This is a genomic window from Catellatospora sp. TT07R-123 (genome assembly GCF_018327705.1).
GTDB lineage: Bacteria > Actinomycetota > Actinomycetes > Mycobacteriales > Micromonosporaceae > Catellatospora.
Genome location: NZ_BNEM01000002.1, coordinates 586,167 through 607,711 on the forward strand (window position 1 = coordinate 586,167; position 21,545 = coordinate 607,711).

11 protein-coding genes are annotated in these 21,545 nt (G+C 68.3%); 3 read left to right on the top strand and 8 right to left on the bottom strand.

What is annotated here, in order from left to right; genetic code table 11:
• Nucleotides 1-4: 4 nt before the first annotated feature.
• The 4 genes from Cs7R123_RS40795 to Cs7R123_RS22950 all read right to left on the bottom strand — a co-directional run bounded on the left by Cs7R123_RS40795 (nucleotide 5) and on the right by Cs7R123_RS22950 (nucleotide 14,529).
• Entirely contained in the window at nucleotides 5-11,233 is an 11,229-nt protein-coding gene (locus Cs7R123_RS40795) for a ricin-type beta-trefoil lectin domain protein (protein WP_212829773.1), read from the bottom strand.
• A gap of 722 nt (nucleotides 11,234-11,955) precedes the next feature.
• Complete coding sequence (locus Cs7R123_RS22940) at nucleotides 11,956-12,381, bottom strand: hypothetical protein (protein WP_212829774.1); 426 nt, start codon at nucleotides 12,379-12,381, stop codon at nucleotides 11,956-11,958.
• Between the two features lie 586 nt (nucleotides 12,382-12,967).
• Complete coding sequence (locus tag Cs7R123_RS22945) at nucleotides 12,968-13,891, bottom strand: hypothetical protein (RefSeq protein ID WP_212829775.1); 924 nt, start codon at nucleotides 13,889-13,891, stop codon at nucleotides 12,968-12,970.
• Nucleotides 13,888-14,529 carry an MFS transporter gene (locus Cs7R123_RS22950; protein WP_212829776.1) on the bottom strand — a complete coding sequence of 214 codons (642 nt, stop codon included), beginning with the start codon at nucleotides 14,527-14,529 and terminating at the stop codon, nucleotides 13,888-13,890. The genes Cs7R123_RS22945 and Cs7R123_RS22950 overlap by 4 nt, the downstream gene beginning before the upstream one ends.
• A 765-nt stretch (nucleotides 14,530-15,294) precedes the next feature.
• On the opposite strand from Cs7R123_RS22950, the gene Cs7R123_RS22955 reads away from it, so the two are divergent.
• Nucleotides 15,295-15,555, top strand: coding sequence for a hypothetical protein (locus Cs7R123_RS22955; RefSeq protein ID WP_212829777.1), 261 nt, complete (start codon nucleotides 15,295-15,297; stop codon nucleotides 15,553-15,555).
• Nucleotides 15,556-15,593: 38 nt separating this feature from the next.
• Here the strand turns inward: Cs7R123_RS22955 and Cs7R123_RS22960 are convergent, their stop codons facing one another.
• Nucleotides 15,594-16,019 carry a tautomerase family protein gene (locus Cs7R123_RS22960; protein ID WP_212829778.1) on the bottom strand — a complete coding sequence of 142 codons (426 nt, stop codon included), beginning with the start codon at nucleotides 16,017-16,019 and terminating at the stop codon, nucleotides 15,594-15,596.
• Nucleotides 16,020-16,441: 422 nt separating this feature from the next.
• Between Cs7R123_RS22960 and Cs7R123_RS22965 the strand changes: the two genes are divergently transcribed.
• A complete protein-coding gene (locus Cs7R123_RS22965) occupies nucleotides 16,442-17,299 on the top strand; it encodes a hypothetical protein (RefSeq protein WP_212829779.1) in 858 nt (285 codons plus the stop codon).
• Between the two features lie 295 nt (nucleotides 17,300-17,594).
• Here Cs7R123_RS22965 and Cs7R123_RS22970 read toward each other — a convergent pair whose 3' ends face one another.
• The 3 genes from Cs7R123_RS22970 to Cs7R123_RS22980 all read right to left on the bottom strand — a co-directional run bounded on the left by Cs7R123_RS22970 (nucleotide 17,595) and on the right by Cs7R123_RS22980 (nucleotide 21,193).
• A complete protein-coding gene (locus Cs7R123_RS22970) occupies nucleotides 17,595-19,439 on the bottom strand; it encodes a serine hydrolase (RefSeq protein ID WP_212829780.1) in 1,845 nt (614 codons plus the stop codon).
• A 209-nt stretch (nucleotides 19,440-19,648) separates the two neighbouring features.
• Nucleotides 19,649-19,840 (bottom strand): hypothetical protein, encoded by a 192-nt coding sequence (locus tag Cs7R123_RS22975; RefSeq protein WP_212829781.1) that lies wholly within the window; start codon nucleotides 19,838-19,840, stop codon nucleotides 19,649-19,651.
• A 60-nt stretch (nucleotides 19,841-19,900) separates the two neighbouring features.
• Nucleotides 19,901-21,193 (bottom strand): amidohydrolase, encoded by a 1,293-nt coding sequence (locus Cs7R123_RS22980; protein ID WP_212829782.1) that lies wholly within the window; start codon nucleotides 21,191-21,193, stop codon nucleotides 19,901-19,903.
• Nucleotides 21,194-21,342: 149 nt separating this feature from the next.
• Between Cs7R123_RS22980 and Cs7R123_RS22985 the strand changes: the two genes are divergently transcribed.
• Nucleotides 21,343-21,519 (top strand): thiazolylpeptide-type bacteriocin, encoded by a 177-nt coding sequence (locus Cs7R123_RS22985; protein ID WP_212829783.1) that lies wholly within the window; start codon nucleotides 21,343-21,345, stop codon nucleotides 21,517-21,519.
• The last annotated feature ends 26 nt before the right edge of the window (nucleotides 21,520-21,545 follow it).

Below are 21,545 nucleotides of genomic sequence, written 5' to 3' on the forward strand. Positions count from 1 at the left end.
CAGGCTATGGTTGCGATCCTATACCGTCATAGGTCGTCTTGCTCATCCCGCCCGAGGCATTAGGGTAGTGCACCGTCATCGACCATCCCGCCGGGAGGATCCGGGGTATGGCTACGCTGCAAGAGTACGGACCTTCACAAGGTCCGCCGACTTTTGTGATTACGACATCTGCGGAGGTCTGCCCGCTTTTATTGTTGCGCAGCAAGTAGGCGAACTGCGTATCTGGATGCTCTGCCGCTACGAAAGGATACTTTCCATCGTGCGGCCCCTTTACTCCAATGCCTTCCAGGTAGGCCGCAACCTGCCGGGCCAGCGGACTACCACCGCTCGCCAGTGGACTACCGAGTCTATTCACTGTTCCGTCGGCGTTAATTCGTACGGCTTGACCAACGGTTTGATTGTTGACGGCTTGCGTTTGGAGATCGTCTGCCACAGATTTTAGGCAGTTGTGTACCAAGACAGGCGTACTGCCAGCAATGACATAGTACGTGTGGAAAGCGTCGACTGTGAGGTCGCGCATCTCTTTGGCGCCGGTGTAGCTATGGACCTTGACGACAACGAGAGTGTTGCCCTCAGGACTGACCAGCACAGACTCGTGAGGAACCAGGTCTGCCGCGTCTTTCCATGTCTCGGTCGCGGCGTCCCAGAACGGGTGGTGACTCGTGGTGTGAAGGACCGTCGTAGGCCCTCGGGTGCTTCTGCCTTCGCTTCCATCGACATCGCTGTGCTCGCCAACGGGCTGAGCTGCCGTGGAGACGGTGACGTCAGTCAGGTCGGTGTCGAGATTGCGGTGTAGATCGGTAACCGGCTGTGACGTTGTGTGACCGGTTTCCGGATCTGTCGCGATCACGCGATCGCCGACGGCTACATCCTTGATGGCCTTGTGCGCACCATCTGCCATCAGTACCTCGGTGGATGGGTCGAAGCTGTGCTTGCAGCCGAACCCACCTGCCGCGCCGAATCCGGCGGCCAGGGCGATGCCGAGCGGGTCGATGCGGCCTGTCAGCACGAACTGGGAGCCAGCATCGCCCAGCGCACCGCCCAGTGCCCCAGTCGCCATGCGTGTGAGCAGACCACCGCCGGCCCTGGACAGCAGGCCCGATGCGATCTTGCCTCCGAGCCCGCCGGTCGCCATGCTGAGCAGACCGGTCGCGCCGCCATAAAGCATCGAGACGCCAGCGTCCTGCCACGAGTGGATGTTGCCCTTGGCCGCATCCGTGGCGACGTTGAGGGCGGCCGAGGTGCCGATCATGCAGACCGCGGCGAGCGCGCCGGCAGAGATGGCTCCGCAGGCGATGCCGGCGGCCAGACCGAGGACGAACGTTGCTGGCTCGACGTATGAGCAGATGACGCTCGCATCGCACTTGGCTTTGCTGATGCGTTCGTCCTGTGCCTGTTGTTCTTGGGCGGCGTTCCATATGGCGTCGTCGATGACGAGGCTGAGTAGGAAGAGGCGGTCGCCTTCGTAGGTGTAGCCGCCGCCGTAGTTGGTGATGAGCTTGTCGACCTGCGCGCCGATTCCGGCGATGGTGAGGGTGCCGAGGTCCTTCTTGTTGCCGATCTTGACGTCGTTTACGTAGACGTTGCCGTTGGCGTCGGTGGCGACGGTGGTGCAGTTGGCGTAGGTCCAGTCGGAGTTGCTGTGTGGGCAGCTCTTGGGGTTGGAGCCGCTGCCCACGCCGGTGCGGCTGTTGAAGCCGCTGCCGCCGTAGGTCTGCGCGAACGGGCATTCGCTGTGTGTGGCGGCGACGCCAGGGCGCTGGCAGAACGGCATCGAGTTAATGATCGCGGTCTGCTTGTCCGTGAGCATCTTGTCGATGGCTTTTTCTCGCTGTATGCGGGCGTTGTTCAGTTCTGCTCGGCCTGGGGAGTCCCAGTCACCGGTGTCGTTGAAGACGGCGTCGCTGAACTCGGTGATGTAGTGGCCGGTGGGGTCGGTGATGGTCAGCGGGTTGGCGTTGGCGTAGCCGTAGCGGTTGGCGTTGATCGAGTTGGGGACGGGGCTGTTGGCGACGGTGTCGCCGGTGTCGAACTGTCCGGTGTCGGTGTTGTACCAGCGGGCGTGCATGTTGACGCGGCCGGTGGAGGTTTCGGTCCATTCGGATTGGTAGCCGAGGCCGCCGGTCATCGCCGTGGTGGCCAGTGTCTTGCCGAGCGGGTCGTAGGCCGTCGATCCGGCCAGGGCGGTCCCGGTCGGGGTGAACTGCGCGACCACGTCGGTGTGCAGGTCGGTCCACGCGAGCCGTTTGTCGGTGCCGGTTTTTTCGCCGATGACGCCGCCCGCCGGGCCGCGGGTGTAGAGGGTGGTTCCGTCGGAGGCGAGGGTGTTTCCGGTTCCGGTGTAGGTGAACCCGGTCTTGATGAGGCGTCCGAGTCCGTCGTAGTCGTACTGCTCGAACGCGGTGGCGCTGGTGTACTGCTTGGCGACCTGGCCGTAGGCATCGGCGAGGGTGTCGAGCGCGACGGTGCCGGTGCTCTTTTGTCGCAGGGTGCCGCGTGCGGTGTAGGTGTAGCTGTTGCCCTGGTTGTCGGTGGTGAGCTGGTTGCGCTGGTTGTAGTTGAACACGCGGGATCCGGCCTGCGTGCGGTTGCCGGCGCGGTCGTACTCGTAGGTTGTGGTGGTGGTGCCGTTGTTCCAGGTGTGCAGCCGGTCGGCGAGGTCGTAGGAGTAGTTGTTGTCGGCCGCTCCGGCGAACCCGGTGGTGATCTTCCGGGTTTCGTTGTTGTTGAGGTCGAAGGTGTAGTTGATCGATGCGATGGAGGTGCCGCCGGTGGGGCCGCCTGGGGTGCGCAGGTCGTCGGTGGTGATGCGGTGCAGGCCGTCGTAGCTGATCCAGCGGGTGTTGCCGCTGCTGTAGCTGACTGATGTCGGCTGGGAGAGGGTGTTGTAGCCGTACTGGACCGCTACGCCGTTGGCGTTGTTGGTGATGGTCGACAGGCGGCCGTCGTTGTCGTAGTCGTAGGCGGTCTGGCCTGCGGCGTCGTCGCGGAGGGCGAGCTGCGTGTCGGTGTTGTAGGTGAAGGTCGAGTTGCCGGTGGGTCCGGTGACGGAGCCGAGCTGGCCGCGGTCGTTGTAGGTGAGGGTGTTGCTGCCGCCTGGTCCGGACAGAGTGGTCAGGCGTCCGGCGAGGTCGTAGCCGTAGCTGCGGTTGGCGGTGGTGGCTTCGGCGCCGGTACCGGTCTGGGCGGTGACCTGTCCCATGTCGTCGTAGGTGGTGGTCGTGGTGATGCCGCCGGGCAGGGTCTGGGTTACGGGGTTGCCTGCGGCGTCGTAGGTGATGGTGCGGGTGCGGTCGGCGGCGTTGGGGTAGGCGGTGGTGGCCGGTTCGATGGTGGACTCGGGCAGGCCCCACGGGTTGTAGGTGGTGTAGAAGGCGTCGCCGCGGCCGTTGGTGAACCGGGTGGTGTTGCCGGCGAGGTCGTGGCCGAAGCTGGTGGTGATCGACTCGGTGGCGGAGGCGGGCTGGATCTGGCTGACCAGCGCCCCGGTGGCGTCGTAGGTGAAGGTGGAGGTCGTGCCGCGGGCGTCGGTGGACGACAGGACGTTCCCGGCGTTGTCGTAGGTTGCCGACGTGGTTCGGACCAGTGGCCCGGTGGCGGCGTCCTCGGTGGTGGCGGTGGGCCGCCCGGCCAGGTCGTAGTCGGTTTGGGTGTAGCTGCCGTCGGTGGCTGTGGTGCGGGTGCGTCGTCCTGCGGTGTCGTAGAGGTAGGTGGTGGCGTTGCCGACGTCGTCGGTGACGGTCAGGGGTTGGCCGGCGGCGTTGTAGCTGGTGTAGGTGGTGGTGACGCCGCGGGGGCTGGTGACGGTGTACAGCCAGCCGGCGGCGTTGTAGTGGTAGTCGGTGGTGAACGTCGCCGGGCTGGGGAGGCGTTCGGTGGTGCTGCTGTTGTCCAAGCGGCCGAGGTAGTCGTAGGTGGCGGCGGTGACGGCACCGGTGGGGTCGGTGGTCTGCAGCAGCGCGCCGGTGTTGGTGTAGCTGTAGCGGGTGATGCCGCCGTCCGGGGCGGTAACCGACGCAACGCGGTTGAGCTGGTCGTAGCTGTTGGTCGACGTTTTGCCGCGGGGGTCGGTGGTGGTCTTGAGCCGGCCCAGGGTGTCGTAGGTGTTGCTGACGACCGGGGTGATCGGGGTGCCCGATCCGGGCGGGGTGTAGGCCGCGCCGGTGGAGGTCAGCAGCATGCCTCCGTGGTTGTACGTGTTGGTGGTGACCTTGCCGAACGGATCCTTGCTGTGGGTCTGCTGCCCGAAGGTGTCGAATCCGACCGAGGTGACGGGGCGCGCCAGGACGGGGCTGTTGCCGTAGGTTTCGGTGAGCACCGCGGGTGCGGTGGTGACCACGGCGCGGCCGGCTTCGTCGTAGGCCAGGTCGGTGGTGTTGCCGTTGGGGTCGCGCACGGATTTGACCAGGCCGGCGTTGTCTCGGCTGTAGTAGGTGCGGATGACGCGGTTCGCCGGTGCGGTGTTGTTGTAGACGGCGCTGACGTCGGTGCTGGCGAGGGCCTTGGTGAAGACGCGGACGTCGTCGATGCTGCCGGAGAAGTAGCCGCCGCGGGAGCGGCCGATGCGGAAGTCGGACAGGTGGTCGTTGAACGCGACGACGTTGGACACGGTGGCCTGGAGGCTGCCGTTTACGTACAGCTTCATCTGCTTGGCGGGGCCGTCGTAGACGGCGGTGAGGTGGGTGTCGACGCCGGTGGCGGGCACGCTGGTGGAGGTCGCGGTGTAGAAGGTCTGCGGGGCGGCGCTGACCGACGGCATCTGGAACACCCACCGGTCGCTGCTCTTCTGGTAGCGGATGTTCATGGCGCCGCTGTCGACCGATGTCGTGGCGGCCACGACCCGGTCGACGCTCTTGTCGGCGAGGTTCACCCACGCCGACACGGTGAAGGAGGCGGTGGTGTCCATGAGCGGGCCGGTGCTGCCGATCCAGCTGCTGGTGCCGTTGAACGATGCTTTGCCCGACGCCCAGGTGACGGCGGTGGCGGTGGCCGGGGAGTTGCCGGAGGCGTCGGCGGCGGTGGTGCCGCTGGTCTCGTCGAGTTTCCACCAGGCTACCGGCGTGAGGCCGGTCGACGTGTAGGTGGTGCTGGCGATCTGTCGGCCGGCCGGGTCGAACAACGACTCGGCGTACTCGCCCACGGCGCTGCCGCCGTCGGTGATCTTGGAGGCCAGCAGGGTGTCGTTGAGAGCGTAGACGAGTTCGGTGGTGCGGTTGAGGCCGCCTGGGTCGACGACGGTCTTGGTGCGGCGTCCGGCGTTGTCGACGGTATAGGTGGTCTTGGTGGTGCCGTTGTTGGTCAGCTGTTCGATGAGGTTGCCGGCGCTGTCGTAGGTGCTCTGCTGGTAGATGAAGGTGTTGGTGCCGTCGGTGCGGGTGACCTTGGCGGGCAGGTTGTTGTCGGTGTAGGTGTAGGTGTTGGTCCAGCCGTCGGCGTCGACGGTGGAGGCGAGCCGGCCGGCGGGGTCGTAGGTGTTGGACTGCAGGGTCAGTTCGACGGGCAGTGGCAGCGGGTTGTTGGGGCTGCCAGTCCAGTTGACGATGACGGTGTCCAGCACGTTGCCGGCGGGGTCGTAGTCGGTGCGGGTGACGGTGCCGTCGGGGGCGGTCTGGGTCTCGATGCGCCCGAACTCGTCGTAGGTGAAGCTGCTGGTCTTGCCGCGGGCGTCGGTGGCGGTCAGCTGCTGGCCGAGCAGGTTGAACGTCGACGACACGGAACGGTCGTCGTCGCTGCCGGTGGTGTCGTCGACGGTCTGTGACAGCAGGTTGCCGTCGTCGTCGTAGACCTTGGTGATGACCGCGGTGTGTACGGCGCCGGTGACCCGGTTGAGGACACCGGGGCTGGTGACGGTCGTGACGCGGTTGAGTTTGTCGTATCCCAGCTGGGTGGTCAGGCCACCGGGGAAGGTTTCGGTGATCTCGGTCTGGCTGGTGGTGCGGCCCAGGCCGTCGTACGCGTAGCGGGTGATCTTGCCGGTGGCGTCGGTGGTCTGGGCGACGTCACCGGTGGCGAAGTAGGCGTTGGTCTGCACGGCGCCGGTGGCGCTGACCGACTGCTTGGCCAGGCCTGCCGGGACGTACACGGCGGGACTGGTCGGGGCGTAGGTCGCCGGATCCAGTGCTACGTCGGTGTTGGCGCCGGTGTAGGCGATGGTGCTGGTGCGGGTGGTGGTGTCGGTGACCGGGCTGGTGACGGCGGTGCGGTTGCCTGCGGTGTCGTAGGTGAACGTCGTCAGGTACCGGTTGTCGGTCGGCGAGTTGGAGCGGACGTCGCGGACCTCGAGGACCTGGTCGTTGCGCGGGTCGGGGGTGAGGACCTTGGCGTCGCGGGTGGGGTAGCCGTCGTAGACGTAGTAGGTCGTGGAGCACTTGTTGGCCGACCGGTCCTGGCAGGTGGTCGTGGCCAGGGTGTTGCCGCGCACGTCGTGTTCGTTGATCGACATGTTGCCGTTGGGGTCGGTCACGGTGCGCAGGAACCCGCCGGTGTCGTACCCGTACAGGGTGAAGTGGCCTAGGGCGTCGGACTCGGCGACGATGCGGTTGCTGGTGTCGTGGATGTAGGTCAGCTGCTGGCTGGCGGGATCGGTGACGACCGCAGTGACGCCGGTGATGTCGATGCTGGTGTCGCGGACGGTGAACTGGTCGTTGACCTGTTCGTTGGTCAGCGCGGTGGCGTAGACGGCGATGTCGGAGATCTTGCCGTTGAAATAGCTGGTCGTACCGCCGCCTAGGCCGGCCAGGCCGTTGCCGGTGGCTCCGCCGCCGACGCGCAGCGCGGCGGGCTGGGCCGCCGCGCGGGCTGAGGCGTCGGTAGTGGTCGCGGGGATCCCGTCGAGGTAGAGGGTCTGCACGGTATCGGTGCCGGTCAGCACGACGTGGTGCCATTTGCCGTCGTCGACACGGTTCGCGGCGGTGACGCCCTGGGTCCACTTCTGTGCGGGGGTGCCGTTGCAGGTCCACAGCTGCATCTGGGTCTGGTCGACGGTCGAGGAGGAGGGGATGTCCAGGCATCGGCCGGAGATCGGGTTGCGTAGGCCGCCGTTGTAGGACTCCCACAGCTGGGCGGTCGTCGGGGTGGTAGGGCAGGTGACGGCGGTGGCCAGTGATCCGGCGGCGGTGCCGGCGACCTGCAGGCACTTGCCGCCCGAGCGCAGGGTCTGGTCGGCTTGCAGGGTCCAGCTCTGGTTGGTGCCTCCGTGGCAGGTGTGGATCACCACCCAGCCGGGGTGGCTGCTGGACACGTCCATGCACTTGGTGACGCCACCGGGTACGGACGTGATCGGACCGGTGGCCGCGGTGCCGGGGGCGGCGCCGCGCAGAAGTCCGTCGGCGCCGATCCACAGCACGGGCCGGTTGTCGTGGGCGGCCAGGACCCGTCCCGGGGTGCTGGTCTGGAACCACATGCCGACCGACCCGGTCGTGGTGGGGGCGATCACGTCGGTGCCGGTTTGCAGGTAGGAGGTGGTGCCGTTGAACGAGGCGACCTTGGTGTCGGTGAACGGACCGCCGGTGTTGTTGAGGGTGACCACGTTGTACGTGGCGGTGTGGCCGTTGACCTGGTTGGTGGCGGTGAGGGTGCCGGTTTCGGCCAGGCGCCAGTAGTCGGTCGGGGCCGCGCCGAGCACAGCGCCGGCGTAGGCGGTGCCGCTGCGCTCGAGTGCGGGCGTGCTGGTCTGCCATACGCTGCCGTGGGCGTCGGTGACCGTGGCGAGCATGCCGGTCTTGGGGTTGTAGGTGACGTGCGCGGAGGCGCCGCCGCGGGGCTTGCCCACGTTGGTGAGCAGGTCGACGGACTGGCGGGCCCGGTAGAGCTGGGCGATGGCTTCCTCGTCCAGCGGCCGGTCGAATACGGAGACCTCGGCGATCGAGCCGGTGAAGTAGTCCAGGGTGCCGGTGTTCTTGATCGTGTTGGTGTGGGTCTGGTTGGGCCATTGTCCGCCCAGGAACCCGACGCCGAGGTAGTTGTAGACCGGGTCGATGTCGGCGATCGCGGCGTCGGACTTGGTGCCGACGAAGGTGCCGTCGACGTACATGGTCTGGCTGGTGCCGTTGGCGGTCAGGACGACGTGGTGCCATTGGCCGTCGGCGACCGAGCCGGTGGTCTGTAGCGGGGAGTGGGTGGTGGCGAACCAGGCCTGGTTGGTCTTGCGGACCGAGCCGCACGACCACAGCTGGATGTAGGTGCCGTTGGTGGTGTGGTTCAGTTCGGCGTCCAGGCACTTGCCGGACTGCAGGCCCATGATGCGGCCGTCGGCCAGCGGGACCCACTTCTGGTTGTTGCCGCTGTTGCAGGACCACAGTTGTACGTCGGTGCCGTCGACCAGGCCTGCGGCTTGGGCGTCGACGCATTTGGTGACCCCGCCGATGGTGGTGCGCAGCTCACCGGCGGCGGTGAGGGTCCACTGCTGGTCGGCGCCTCCTGCGCAGTCGTAGATCATCAGCCGGGCGCCGTTGACCGCTAGTCCGTCTTCGACGTCCAGGCAGCGGCCGGAGCCGTAGCCGACGAAGCTGCCGACCGTTTCGGGTTTGGGCACGGTGGGGAACTGGCCGACGAGTTTGCCGTTGGCGCCGATGTACAGCGTCGGGTTATAGGCGCCGGTGGTGGTCGACGAGGTGACCGGGTCCCAGGACTGGCCGAGGAGCACTCCGTCGGTGGCGGTGGTGGTCTTGAACCACATGCTCACCGACTGGAACGTGGCGTTGCTGGCCAGGTCGGCCGGCAACGCCACCCGTGCCGAGCTGCCGTTGAACCCGGCGGCCGAGGTCGCCCCGCCGGCCAGCGGCCCGGTCTGGCCGAGCGTGACCGACCCGGCGTAGGTGCCCTGGTCGGTCTGCCCGTTGGCGATCACCGAGCTGGCCGCCGAGGTCGCGCCGGTGGTCTCGTTGAGCCGCCAGTAGGAGTGCGGGCCGATGTTCAGCGTCATGCCCTGGGCGACCGAGTTCGTCTCATAGGTGTAGGACGTGCACGCGGTCGTCGTCGTCGGTGGGCAGAACCCGGCGAGCTTGTCGCCGAGGTAGCTGTAGTTCCAGGTCTGTGTGGACGTCGGGTCGCTGGCTACGGCCTTGTCGGTCACGACCGAGGTGACGTGCCGGGTGCTGGCCCCGGCGATCGTCGACCAGTTGAAGGTGAGCTTGCGACCGGACGCTGCTGTCAGCTGGTACAGCTCGTTACCGGTGTAGGTGACCGTCATGGTGCGGCCTTGCATGTCACGTACCGACGTCAGTGCCCACTGGCCCGTGGCGAGGACCTTGGTGTAGGTCCAGGCGGTGCCGTTCTTCTCTGTCAGCTCGTAGCCGCCGCTGATCTGGCGCAGGCTTTCGTAGCGGCCGGGCGGGGCGGTGAAGGTGGTGCCGTCGGCGTTGCGGCCGAACCCGGCTTCTCGGCCTGACGGGTAGGTCACCACCACGGTGCGGCCGCCGCCGCTGCCCCGCTCGGTGACTTTCGCGTCGGCCAGGGTTGCCCAGCCGCGACCGAACGCGTTGGTGCGCGGGTCCTGGCTGTTGTAGGACCGGGTCAGTGACAGCGCCGGCCCGACTGTCGCGACGACGGCGTCGGTGGCCTCGGTGGTGAAGTTGCCTGCCATCGGGTCGAAGCCTTTGCCGCCGTTGCTAGACAGCGATGAGGTCGTCAGCGGCTGCGGCACCGGCGTGCGCAGCACGTTCATGGTCTGCCCGGAGGTCAGCGCCCCGTCGGAGGCCACGACCGTCCACAGGTAGGTCTCGTTCCAGTTCAGCAGGCCGGTCGGGACCTGGAAGCTGCGGGTGCTCTGCGCCTGCGACTCGTGGAGCACCTCCGCGTCCTTGTCGAAGATGATGAACTTGTAGGTGAGGCTCTTCGGGAACGCGTCCTGGTCGACCGCCGTGGCAAGCAGTTCCGGGGTCAGGGTCGGGGAGTTGTACCCGTTGGCCGGGTACTGGGCGGACACCTGCGGCGCCGTGTTCGGGGCGTAGGTGAGGACCAGTTCTGGGCTAAGCGCGTCGCCGACGTAGTTGTCGGAGGTGAACCGCTTCCACCCGGCCGCGTTGGACTCGCTGGCGGTCAGGGCCAGGCCGTTGTTGGCTCCTCCGGTCGACCAGTCGTTGAACGTGGCCGGGTTGAGCGTGACACTGCGCCACTCGCCGGTGCTGCGGTTGCCTGACGTGTTCTGGCAGGCCGGGTAGTTGTCGTCGATCTGCAGCGTGCCGATCGGGCTGCTGATGGACGGGCCCGGGTAGGTGTCGTCCTGCTTGAGCGCGCTCACCGTCCACGACTGCAGCACCTTGTGCACATAGACCGGCAGGTGGGTGACGCAGTCCCAGGACCAGGTGTGGTACAGCTTCAGCGTCGCACCGGTGATGCGTGTGCCGAGGAAGCCCTGGTCGTCGAAATCGTTGAAGTGGATGAACGACCGGGCCTTACCTTCGCCGTCATAGCCGACGGCCAGGTCGTCGCCGTCCTGCTTCGACGTCCCGGTGCTGCTGTCGTTGTCGACGAACACGTCGTCGCTGGTGTAGGTGCTGATCGGTTCGATCGGCGGGTCGACTCGCACCGGGTATACCCGCGCCGGGTCCGACAGCCACTGCCGGCTCGCGGTCACCCGCAGCGCGTACCCGCCCGCGTGGTCCTCCAGCGTGTAGGTGACCTCGTCCGAAGAGGAGCGGTCGCCGCTGGGCAGCCGTACGTAGGAGTCCTCCATGTGGCCCGGCCGGATCCCGGCTCGGACCACGCCTGTGCTGTCGGTGAACTCGACCCCGCCGTCGGCGCCGATCCGCGGAGTCAGACCCTTCGTCTGCAGCGGGAAAAGCCATGAGTTGGCCGCCAGCGGGGAACGCAGGATCAGTGTGTCCTTGACCACGGTCGGCGTCGCGGCGAGTTCGGCGTCGGTGTAGGGCAGCACATCGCGGTACAGCGCGGTCGAACCTTCGATCGTCGGCTGGACAGAGGCCGCGCCGTCGAGCCAGAACCCGACCGACTGGTCAGCCGCAAGCGGCAATGTCACCCACGCAGTGCCAGGCGTGGTTTGGGCGGCGATCGAGGTGTCGACTGTGTTGGCCGCGACATGCAGTCGGCCGTCGCCACGTTTGGCCAGCTTGGTGTCGATCGGGGTCCAGGTGCCGTCCCCGGCGCGGTAGTTGACGGGGCCGGTGAACAGTCTGCGGGTGAAGGAACCGTCGGCGTTGCGGTAGGCGGTGCTGTTGCGCGTGGATTTGTCAGCTAGCCGGGTACTGGTCTTCTCATCGAAGACGCCGTCCAAGGCCGGGGTCGTCCATGGCTGCCCGCTCGGGTCCGGCTGCTCGGCTGCTCGGCTGCCAGTGCGCCGGGGACGGACACCGGCTTGCGACCGGACCCGCCGTTGGCTTGGGTGGCATCGGCTGAGGTGTAATGGCTGTCGCGTGCGCCTTTGCCCCCCGCCTGCTGCGGCAGCCGCGGGTCGTTGTCCGACCATGCCCAGCCGGGGCGCAGCCACGACCACAGCCAGGAGACCGGGAAGTCGTCACCAGGCGGCACTGCCCCGGCGGGAACTGCTAGCGACAATGACAGCGTCACCACCACGACGGCGGCCAGGCGCCGCAGCCCGGCGGACGCAGGCGTGCGTCCGGAGCTGACTGCTGTCGTTATGACATAACGAGGCTGGCGGCTCGGCATGGCTGCACTCCCTGCTCGGCGAACGGCAGGCGGCACCATACCGAGATCAATCAGCCCACCGCTGCCCCTGCACCGCCGCTATCAGCCGCATACGCACGGGATCGGCTCAAGCCATAAACGCATGCTCCCCTATGTATATGGTGGCAGTGACATCGGTCAACTACCCACAGTTACCGACTTGATGGCGACACCTGGCCGACTCGCACCTGCGTCAACCGAGAAGAATCTTTACCAATTCGTTACCGTGTCTCGTGAACCATTTTGAAGGCCTGCGCGTTGGTCGTTATGGTTTGCAGCTCTCTCCCGCATCAGTGCAGTTCCGGCCACGCATCAACCGAATACATCCGTGATGAGATCGCATGCCGCCATTCGCGACGCTTGCAGCGTTTCCAACCCCGCTCCATCATCGACACCCACCAACACGAACCGTTGACCCGTGAACCGGGAAGCGCTTTCACGCACAGCCTGAACCGGAACGTCACCGACCGCTATGATCATCTCGCAGTCCGACTGAGCCAGCCCTGCCACGAACGTCCGGCCGTTGTCGGCCGTCTGCGCACCGGTGACGGCCAGGTACTGCACCTTCACCAGCGTCTGTAACGACCCGTCGCTCAGGCCAAGCCACACCTGCTTGGCTGGTTCCTTCAGGATCCCGTCCTGATCAGTCAACAGACACACGGCTTCGTCACGGTACGTCCGAGAGCTTGCCTCCTCATCGACACCGTCGTTTGCGACGATCAGCATCTGCCATGCCACGGCACCAAGCACGATAAGCGCGGCGACCGCCCACCCCCACCACCAGAACCGCACCCGACCCACATCGGCCCCCTGAACGTCCGCCTCACTAGATCAAGGCAGTAAGGTCCCGCAGCGCCCCCGTCGTGTCAAGACTCGGTGCATGGGCGGCTGGTACCCGTCCCGCAACCATGCTCCAGTCCGCACCAAACCGGGCAACCCGCCAGCAGATATCGCAGCGGACTCACCTTCGGATGATGGCCGGCAGGACCGCAGAACGCCGCATGCCGCGACTCGCGACCATCGCCGCGTCCGGGTCACCGTCGTCGGGCCGGGCTGAGCGTCGGCCGCCTGGAAGCACTCGCGACCGCCGGCGCGTTCGCGTGCTTCGGCCTCGACTGCCACGCCGCGCCGTGAGGTGCCAGCGCCGCCGCCCAGGACACCCCGAACAAGCCCGCGGGCAAACACACCCCGGCCCTTCCCGGATGGAGGCGGCGGACCTGCTCGTCACCGGCGTCTGGGCTACCGGCCTGCCGCCGGACAACCGTCCGATCAAGCTCGTCCGCGGCAACCTCGACGCCGACGGTGGGGCGCCCTCGTGGCCGCCTCAGCGCAGGACGGCCGGGGACTCGGCGTCGGCGGCCAGCAGCCGTGGTGCGCCGCCGCCGTCCGCAGGTACCGTCCACACATCGGCTCCCGATCCAGGGCGCGGCAGCCCGTAGGCCACGGTCCGGTCGTCGAGCCACGCGACCTGGTCGTCGACGCTGCGCGTCTCGGCCAGCGGGGTCTGCGTCAGGTCGGCCAGTGACAGCACCGTCAGCCGCCAGCTGCGGTCCGGGAGCATCTTCTTGTACGCCAGGCGGGTGTTGTCCGGCGAAAGTGACGGACACTCCACGTTCTCGGCTATCCGCCGCATGGACCTGGTGGCGAAGTCACCCTCCATCAGGAAACGGCGGCCTCCCGTGGACATCGTCGCGTAGAACCGGTTCTCGTCGGCGGCGAACGTGACTCCCCAGAAATTGGCGTCCTGGTTGGGGCGGCCGTCCTGCACGGTGAACCCCTCCAGGCTGTCCACGAGCGTTCCGGTACGGGTGTCGAGGATCCCGGTGCGGGTCGAGAATTCGCCGGTGTTGTAGGAGTCCCCGGTGACGAACACGGTCCACGACACCATCCGGCCGTCAGCCGAGACCCGCACCCGGTTGGGTACCCCGCCGAGCGGCTCGGTGCGCAGCTCCCGCAGTGCGTTGTCGAGCACCACGAGCTGGTAGGAGCCTGCTCCCTCGCGGAGGCAGGCCCCGGTTCCCGCCGCGGCGTACACCCGGGCGCAGACCAGCGGCGTCTGCGCCCGAGTGCCGTCGGGATACTGCACGGCCATGCGCCCGGAGACGGTGTCTCGGACCAGCAGCCCTGGCCCGGTCAGGGCGACGCCGGTTTCGGTCACGGCCGGAACGGGCCTGGCCAGCGCGTACCCCACAGCGACGGCCGCGAGCAGCGCAGCTGCGGCGACGGTGGTGACTATGCGCCATTTCATGAGTCACGTCCTTTGAGCAGGATTGCGGACACGGGCAGGGCCACGGCAACGGCGCCGGCCGCGGCCAGGCACGCGGCGGGCGCGCCCCAGAACTGCCAGGCCAGGCCGAACAGCACCGACGAGCCGAGGTAGGCCAGCGCCTGCCCGCTCTGGATCAGTGCCAGGCCGCTGGTGCGCAGCGCTTCGGGTAGCAATGAACCGGCCAGTGCCATCAGGACGCCGTCGGTGCCTGCGTAGAACGCCCCGTACAGCAGCAGGATCAGCGGCAGTGGGCCTTGCCCGGCGGCCAGCAGCAGGTAGACGGCGAGCAGGGCGGCGTATCCGGCGAGGATCACCGGCCAGCGGCCCACCCGGTCGGCCAGTCTGCCGGCGGGGATGGACAGGAGCAGGTATGCCAGGCTCGTGCCGACGGCCAGCAGCGGGAAGGCCAGGACGGGCAGGTCGTCGCGGCGCTGCAGGATCAGGTACACGAAGCCGTCGCCGACGGTGCTGAGGCCGAGCAGTACCGCGGCCACGGTGAGGGTGCGGAACCGGCGTCCGCGCAACAGCCCGAAAGCGGCCGTTGGCGACACCTTGGCCGGGGGCAGTGCGCCGCGGTGGTCTCGGACGAACAGTGCCAGCAGCAGCACGCCGAACACGGCGACACACGCGCTGCTGCGGGTCGAGGCGGTCCAGCCCGCTGCTGCGCGACCGCTGGATGAGCTGGACGGACCAGGGTCGGCCGGTGCACTGCTCCGACGACCGGTATCGTCCGGGCGTGGTGGCCTTCACCATCCATCCGGCGTCGTGAGGTTGTGGGCCGCACCGCCGCCCGGATCGGCGAGGTTTCCGGCGTGTCCGGGTCGCCGCCGGACCGCTGGACGTAGGACCGGACTTCTCGGCCGCGGACCGGGCACCCGGCGGCGCCGGTCCGTATCAGCGAAGGCTGCGCCGCGGCGGCAGCCGGATCTGGCCTGCGCCGCAGGAGTCCAGGCCAGCAGCAGCAGATTGGCCCTACCCACAGTTGCGCCGCAACAGGCACGCTGACGTCGGACGTGCCCAGGTGAGGAGTGGCGATGCAGGTAGCCGTGGTGACTTTCGACGGGTTCAACGAGCTCGACGCCATTCATCGCCGCCTCGATGATCAACAGGTGTCGCAAGAGCGGTCTGCGGGCCTTCATCACCACCCCCACGCCATCGGTCACGTCGATGAATGGCGTCGAGGTGACCGGTCAGCGACCGCTGGAGTTCGTCACCGAGGCCGACGCCGTTCTGATCGGCAGCGGAGTGAGGACCCGCGACGTGATCGCCGATGACCGGCTGCTGTCACTGTTGCCGCTCGACCCTTCGCGGCAGCTGATCGGGTCGCAGTGCTCCGGGGCGCTCGTACTGGCCCGGCTCGGGCTGCTGGGCACCATGCCGGCGTGCACGGACCTGACCAGCCGGCCGTACGTCGAGGCGTACGGCTCACCGTGCTGGACGCGCCGTTCCACGCCGAGGGCAACATCGCCACCGCCGGCGGCTGCCTGGCGTCACAGTACCTGGCGACCTGGGTGATCACCCGAGCTCTGGGGCAGGCGGCCGCTCGCGACGTCGTCGGCTACGTGGCTCCGGTCGGCGAGAACGAGGAAACCGTCGAACGCGCCATGCGAGCCGTAGGTGCCGGTGAGACCGCATTGCGCTGACGGCGCCGTGCACGGGCGTGTGGCATCGGCCGGGAGCGTCAGTAGGGCGATGTCGCGTTGTTCCGTGCCCAGAGCCTCTCGGCTTCGGAGCCACCCGGCGGCGGCACCAGGCCGTTGATCATCCACAGGTCCTCGCTGGTCTCGTCCACGTGGAACTCCCAGTGCACCCCCGGGATGTCTGCGATGTCGAGCCGCAGGATCTCCTCGACCCACCGGGCCGTCCGGCGCCTGCTGTCCTGGTCAGGATTGTGGCGGGCGATATGATCGATGACGACGCGGACCGCGACCGACGCCGGCTCCCCGCCGACGAAGAAGTCCTCGGGACGGGTCTCGTGGAACAGCGTCATCACGTAGAACCGCGGCAGCCCGATCGCCTCGTAGCTTTCGGTGATGCGAGCAGCGAGCCGACGCTTCTGCTCGGCCGTGAACACTCCGGGCGTGTGATACACGTTCCACAGCGGCATGGCAGATCACAGCTCCTGCACGCTCAGATATGACGGCGGGCGACGGACGACGGTCACCGCGCCGGTCCTGGGCTGGTGCCCCGATCGCCGCAGCCTCATCAGATCAAATTACCGCTGGTGGCGGTCGACGCGTCAGCTTTCCCGCCTGAATGCCGCCGGACGGTCGGGTTCCAAAGCCCAAGCCTCGTGCAGCAGCAGTGGCACGCCGACAGCGAAGTCGGCGGTACCTGGGACCTCATGGCAGCTCTTCAGCGAGGCAGTCAGTGGCGACCACGGCGCGTGCATCGACGGTCGTTTCGTGCGGTGGCGGCGCCACACAGGCAGCCCATAGACTCACGACGATAGAAACAAGCCCTTGGGGAGGCCGTATGCGCCGGTTGAGCGTACTCGCAATCCTGACAACCCTCAGTTCAGTGCTGCTCATGCCGAGTCCCGCCGCGGCCACCGGGATCATCAGCTCGCTGTCGATCGCGCCGTCGACCGTACGCGACGGCGAAACCGCGCAGGGCACGGTCACCCTGGCCTTCCCCGACACCGTCGACAACACGGTGCTGGTGTTCAGCAGCGACCCGAACGTCGCTGCCGTTCCCGCGTCGGCAGTGGTCCCGGCGGGGTCCAGTGCGGTCACGTTCCCGATCACCACCAACGCCGCCGCGCCACCGACCATCGTGCAGATCACCGCCTGGGTCGGCAACACCCCACGGTCGGCCAACCTGTCGGTCAACGCCGCCACGCCGCCCGGCCCGTCGCTGACCTCGGTGTCGCTCACCCCGTCGGCCCTGGTCGGCGGGCAGAACGCCACCGGCACGGTCCGCTTCAGTGCGGCGATGACGCAGGGCGCGAACGTGCAGCTGTTCAGCAGCAACCCGGCCGTGGCCCAGGTCCCGACCGACACCGTGGTCGCTGCGAACCAGTCCACCGGCGCCTTCAACCTCACGACATCGCCGGTGTCGTCGACGACGACCGTGACCATCACCGCGCGCTGGTTCGGGGTGACCGCCACCGCCACCGTCACGGTCAGCCCCGGGACGCCCCCGGCGCCCGACGTCGTCCGCATCACCAAGGCGCGCTGGAAGCAGGGCCTGCTCACGATCGAGGCCACGAGCACCAACCCGAGCGCGATCTTGAGCGTCTACACCAGCTCCGGCGGGTTCATGTTCAATCTGACCAACAACGGCGGAGGCCGCTACTCCGACCAGCGGGGCTGGGTCACCAACCCGCAATCGATCACCGTACGCAGCAACCTCGGCGGCTCGGCCAGCTCGCCTCTGAGCAGCTAGCCTCCACGGCGCCTTCCCGGCCGGGTCTGTTGTGGTGGGTGTGACCAGTCGCTGGGTGTGACCAGTCGCATCGTCGTTCTTCCCTGCTAGGCGGTGGTGCACCGGCAAGGGAGCACCACCGCACCGATCACCGGCCGGACTTGGTGAACCACCATCGTCGTCGGTGGTCCCGGCTCGGGGCAGTTGGCCTCAGGCCGACCCTGAGCTGGCCAGCCTGTCCCGGATCCAGGTCGCCGATGTCGGCCGCGCATCGGGTGTCCTCCTCGTTCGCGACGCTGGAAGCCTCTGGGCCGGGTCAGGCGGGTAGGCCGTAGGTTGCCCTGATGGCATCGGCGATCGCCGTGACGAGGTTGAAGTCGTCGCCGTTGGTGAGGATGGCGTAGCCCATGCCGCGGGTCGGGTAGCCGCGGATCTCGGTCTTGAAGCCGAAGTTGGAACCGGTGTGGTTGTAGGAGAAGTTGGGGGTGCCAGGTGCGGTCAGGAACCAGCCTCGGCCCATGTCGGGTGTCGGGCCCGGGCTCAGCATCGTGGTCACGCTGGCCTTGTTCAGGGGGCCCGGAATGTCGCCGGGTGCGGTCCAGGCGCGGTTGAGGTAGCCGAGCAGCGTGCCGAGGTCCAGGACGTTGGTGTAGAGGCCGGCGGCTGCGGATTCGGGGTAGCGGTTGCGTTTGCCGGGGATGACGGCTCCGCCGACGTGCCCGGCGGCGAGCTGGAACGCCGGTGCGAGGTCGTATGAGCTGGTGGTCATGCCCAGCGGTGCGAAGATCTGGTTTGCCATGTACTGGGCCAGGGTCTGGCCGGTGCGCTGCTCGAGCATCCGTTGCAGAACGGTGAATCCTGGGCCGGAGTAATGGTATTGCGTGCCTGGCGTGGTGCTGAGTTCGACGCGTGGCGAGTTGCCCAGCCCGTTGAGGACGTCGAGCAGGGTGGGTACGGGCACTCCCGGGCCGTAGCCTGAGAAGCCGCCGCCGGAGTTGGCGTCGAAGCCGGCGCAGGCGTTGAGCGGGAACGTGGAGCCGCGGCCGATGACACCGGCCCGGTGTGCCAGCAGCAGGTCGAGGGTGGGGGCGGGTCCGGGGGCCAGACATGCGCGCTGGCCGAGTGGCCAGTTGAGCAGGGGTCGCACGTCGGCGTTGAGTGGCAGGGCGCCCATCGACGTCTGGACCAGGCGCATGAAGCCGAGGCTCGCCACGGCCTTGCTGATCGACGCGGCTTGGAACGCGCTTTCGGGATGGGTCGCGACCGGCTGGCCGGCCTCCAGCCATCCGTAGCCGGTCGACCAGGCGATCTGGTTGTTGACCAGGAAGGCCGCTGCCACCCCGGGTGCGCCCGTGGCGGCCATGCTCGCCCACATGCCCATGCCGTTGCCGACCATGCGCTCGATCTGGCGGATCGGGTCGGGCGGCAGCGGGGGTACCGGTCCGCGCGAGCACAGCGACCAGCCGTTGTTGACCGGCGAGAACGCGATCGTGTGCAGCTGCCAGCCGCCTGCGGCGAACGCGTTCATCTGCTGGTAGCACTCGGCGTCGATGTTGCGGGCGAAGAACTCGTCCTGGGCGACGACCGTCCATCCGCCGGTGTAGGGGAAGGCCACCCGGGTCACGGATCGCCCGGCCTGGGTGAGGTTGCGCATCATCTGGAAGCACTCGTCGTCCACGTTGCGCGCGAAGAAGCCTGTGGCGGTCGCGACCGTCCAGCTGTTTGCGCCGCCTGGGGGGAATGCCACATCGGTCACGGGCTGCCCTGCGGTGTAGCGCTGAGCGATGGTGTCCGCGCACTCCTGCGGAATGTTGCGGCAGAAGAACCCGCCGTTGCCGGTGATGACCCAGCTGTTGCCTCCCGCGGGCGGGAACGCCACGCAGTTGATCTGCACACCTGATGCGATCAGCTGGCCGAGCGTGGTGAAGCACTCCGGCGGGATGTTGCGTGCGAAGTAGGTGCCGGTCTGCGTCACGACGACCCAGCCGTTGCTGGGTGTGAAGGCGACTGCGGAGATCCCCTGTGGCGCGAGTTCGGCGATCTTCAGGTGGGCCTCGTCGGGGATGCGCCGGTCGAAGTAGTTGAACGGCGCGGCTTGTGCGGCCTCGCCGACCAGGCTGGACAGTCCCGCTCCCGCCCCGGAGGCCAGGGCGAGGTTCATAAATCGACGCCTATCCATGTTCGAAAGCTAGTACGCCGCACTCCCGTTGTCGACGGCCCCGACGCATCTCGGCATACCCCGCACCAGGTGATCGTTCAGCGCAGGCACGATGCCCCGTCGAGGTCGACGCCACGGGCCATCAGGCGGGCCCCCTGCGGCGACGGCCGGCTCGGGCGCGGTCGGCCGCCGCCGTGCCACGGTCCGGGCCGTCACTCGGTCTCAGCGAGCAGCGCCTCGATCCGGGCCACCCGGGCCCGCAGGTCGGCCAGCTCCGCAGAGCCGCCGGCGGCCGCGGCCGCCGTCCGCGCCTGCTCCCGGCGATGGCGCAGGACGATCCAGGTCAGCGCGATGACCACCATGCCGCAGATCCAGATGACACCGATCAGCTCATAGAACTTCACAACGGACTCCTTCACGGGTCGGGACTGGGGAGACGGACGGCGGCGCGGATCGCTTCGCGGTCACCGAGCCGGGGGCACCGGTGCCAGCACGGCCAGGGCCGCGGTGGTCAGTGCGTGGATGCCGCCGGGTACGGCCAGGCGGTCGTACGGCGCGAAGGCCGCGCTGTGGTTGGTCGGTAGCGCCGCCATCTTCTCGGCGGCGCTGCCGCCCGGCGTGGCGCGCCACCGGCTCGGTCCGACCGTGCCGAGCATCCAGTACACGGTCGGGATGCAGCCGTCGCCCAGCAGCGGGAAGTCCTCGGTCGCCAGCGACGGCGGCCACCAGGCGACCCGCTCGGCGCCCAGCGCCGCCTCGTGGGCGGCCCGCACCCGGGCGGCCAGCGTCGGGTCGTTGCGGTTGACCGGGCTGCGCGACGCCTCGCGGATCAGCGGCGGCTCGGGGCATCCGCCTGCGTCGCAGCAGGCGCGGACGGTGCGGACCGTGCTGTCGAGCAGGTGCCGCAGGGTCGGCTCGGACAGCGCCCGCAGGGTGACGCCGAGGGTGACCTGGTCGGCGATGACACCGGCGTGGCTGCCGCCGTGGATCGTGCCGACCGACAGGGACACCGGGTCGGCCGGGCCGGTCTGGCGGGACACGATGGCTTGGAGCTGCACCACGGCGGTTGCGGCGATCACCACCGGGTCGACGCACAGGTGCGGCGTGGCGACGTGGCCGCCGCGCCCGGTGATGGTGATCTCCAACGTGACGCCGCCGGCGGTGATCGGGCCCGCGCCGTGGGCCACCATCCCGGCCGGCAGCACGGCCGCGTGCTGTGCCAGCACGGCATCGGGGCGGCCGAAGCGCTCGTGGAGTCCGTCGGCGAGCATGGCCGCGGCCCCGTGCAGGGTCTCCTCGGCGGGCTGGCCGATCACCAGCAGTGTGCCCTGCCAGCTGTCCCGGCGGCGGGTCAACGTGGCGGCGGCCCCGGCTGCGGCGGCCAGGTGCAGGTCGTGTCCGCAGGCGTGCATGACCGGCACGTCGCGTCCGTCCGGGGTGCGGCCGGTGGCGGTGCTGGCGTAGGGCAGGCCGGTCTGCTCGGCCACCGGCAGTGCGTCGAGTTCGGCGCGCAGCAGCACTGTCGGGCCCGGCCCGTTGGCCAGCACGCCGACGACGCCGTGGCCGCCGACGCCGGTGGTGACGTCGTGTCCGGCCGAGCGCAGTGCCGCGGCGAAGCGCTCGGCGGTCTGCTGCTCCGCGCCGGACAGCTCGGGGTGGGCGTGCAGCTCACGGTAGAGCCGCACGGCCGCGTCGGACAGGTCGGCGTCGACGGCCGGGCGGTCCGGGGCGGCGGCCTGCGCCGAGCGTGTCGCCATGGGGCCAGTCAAGATCACTTCGCTGTCATTTCGCTGTCACCCGGCGACAGCGGGCTGTCGTCCCGCTGCCAGGTGATCGGTGAGCGGCACGTGGTGTGCTTGGCGGCAGCGGGCCGGGACGTCCGGCCTATGACGACAGGAGTCCCCTCATGGCGCCGCAGACCGACCTCAACGCCCTCGCCCAGGAGATCCTCGAGCTGGAGTCCGAGACGTTCGCGATCTCCGACTACGCGGACGCCTCCGAGGCCATCCTGGCCTCGTGCTCGTCCTCGGGCACCACCTCGACGTGCAGCAGCACCACCTCCACCACGAGCTGCTCGGCCTGATGGCCGCAGGCGGTGGCGGGCCGTCT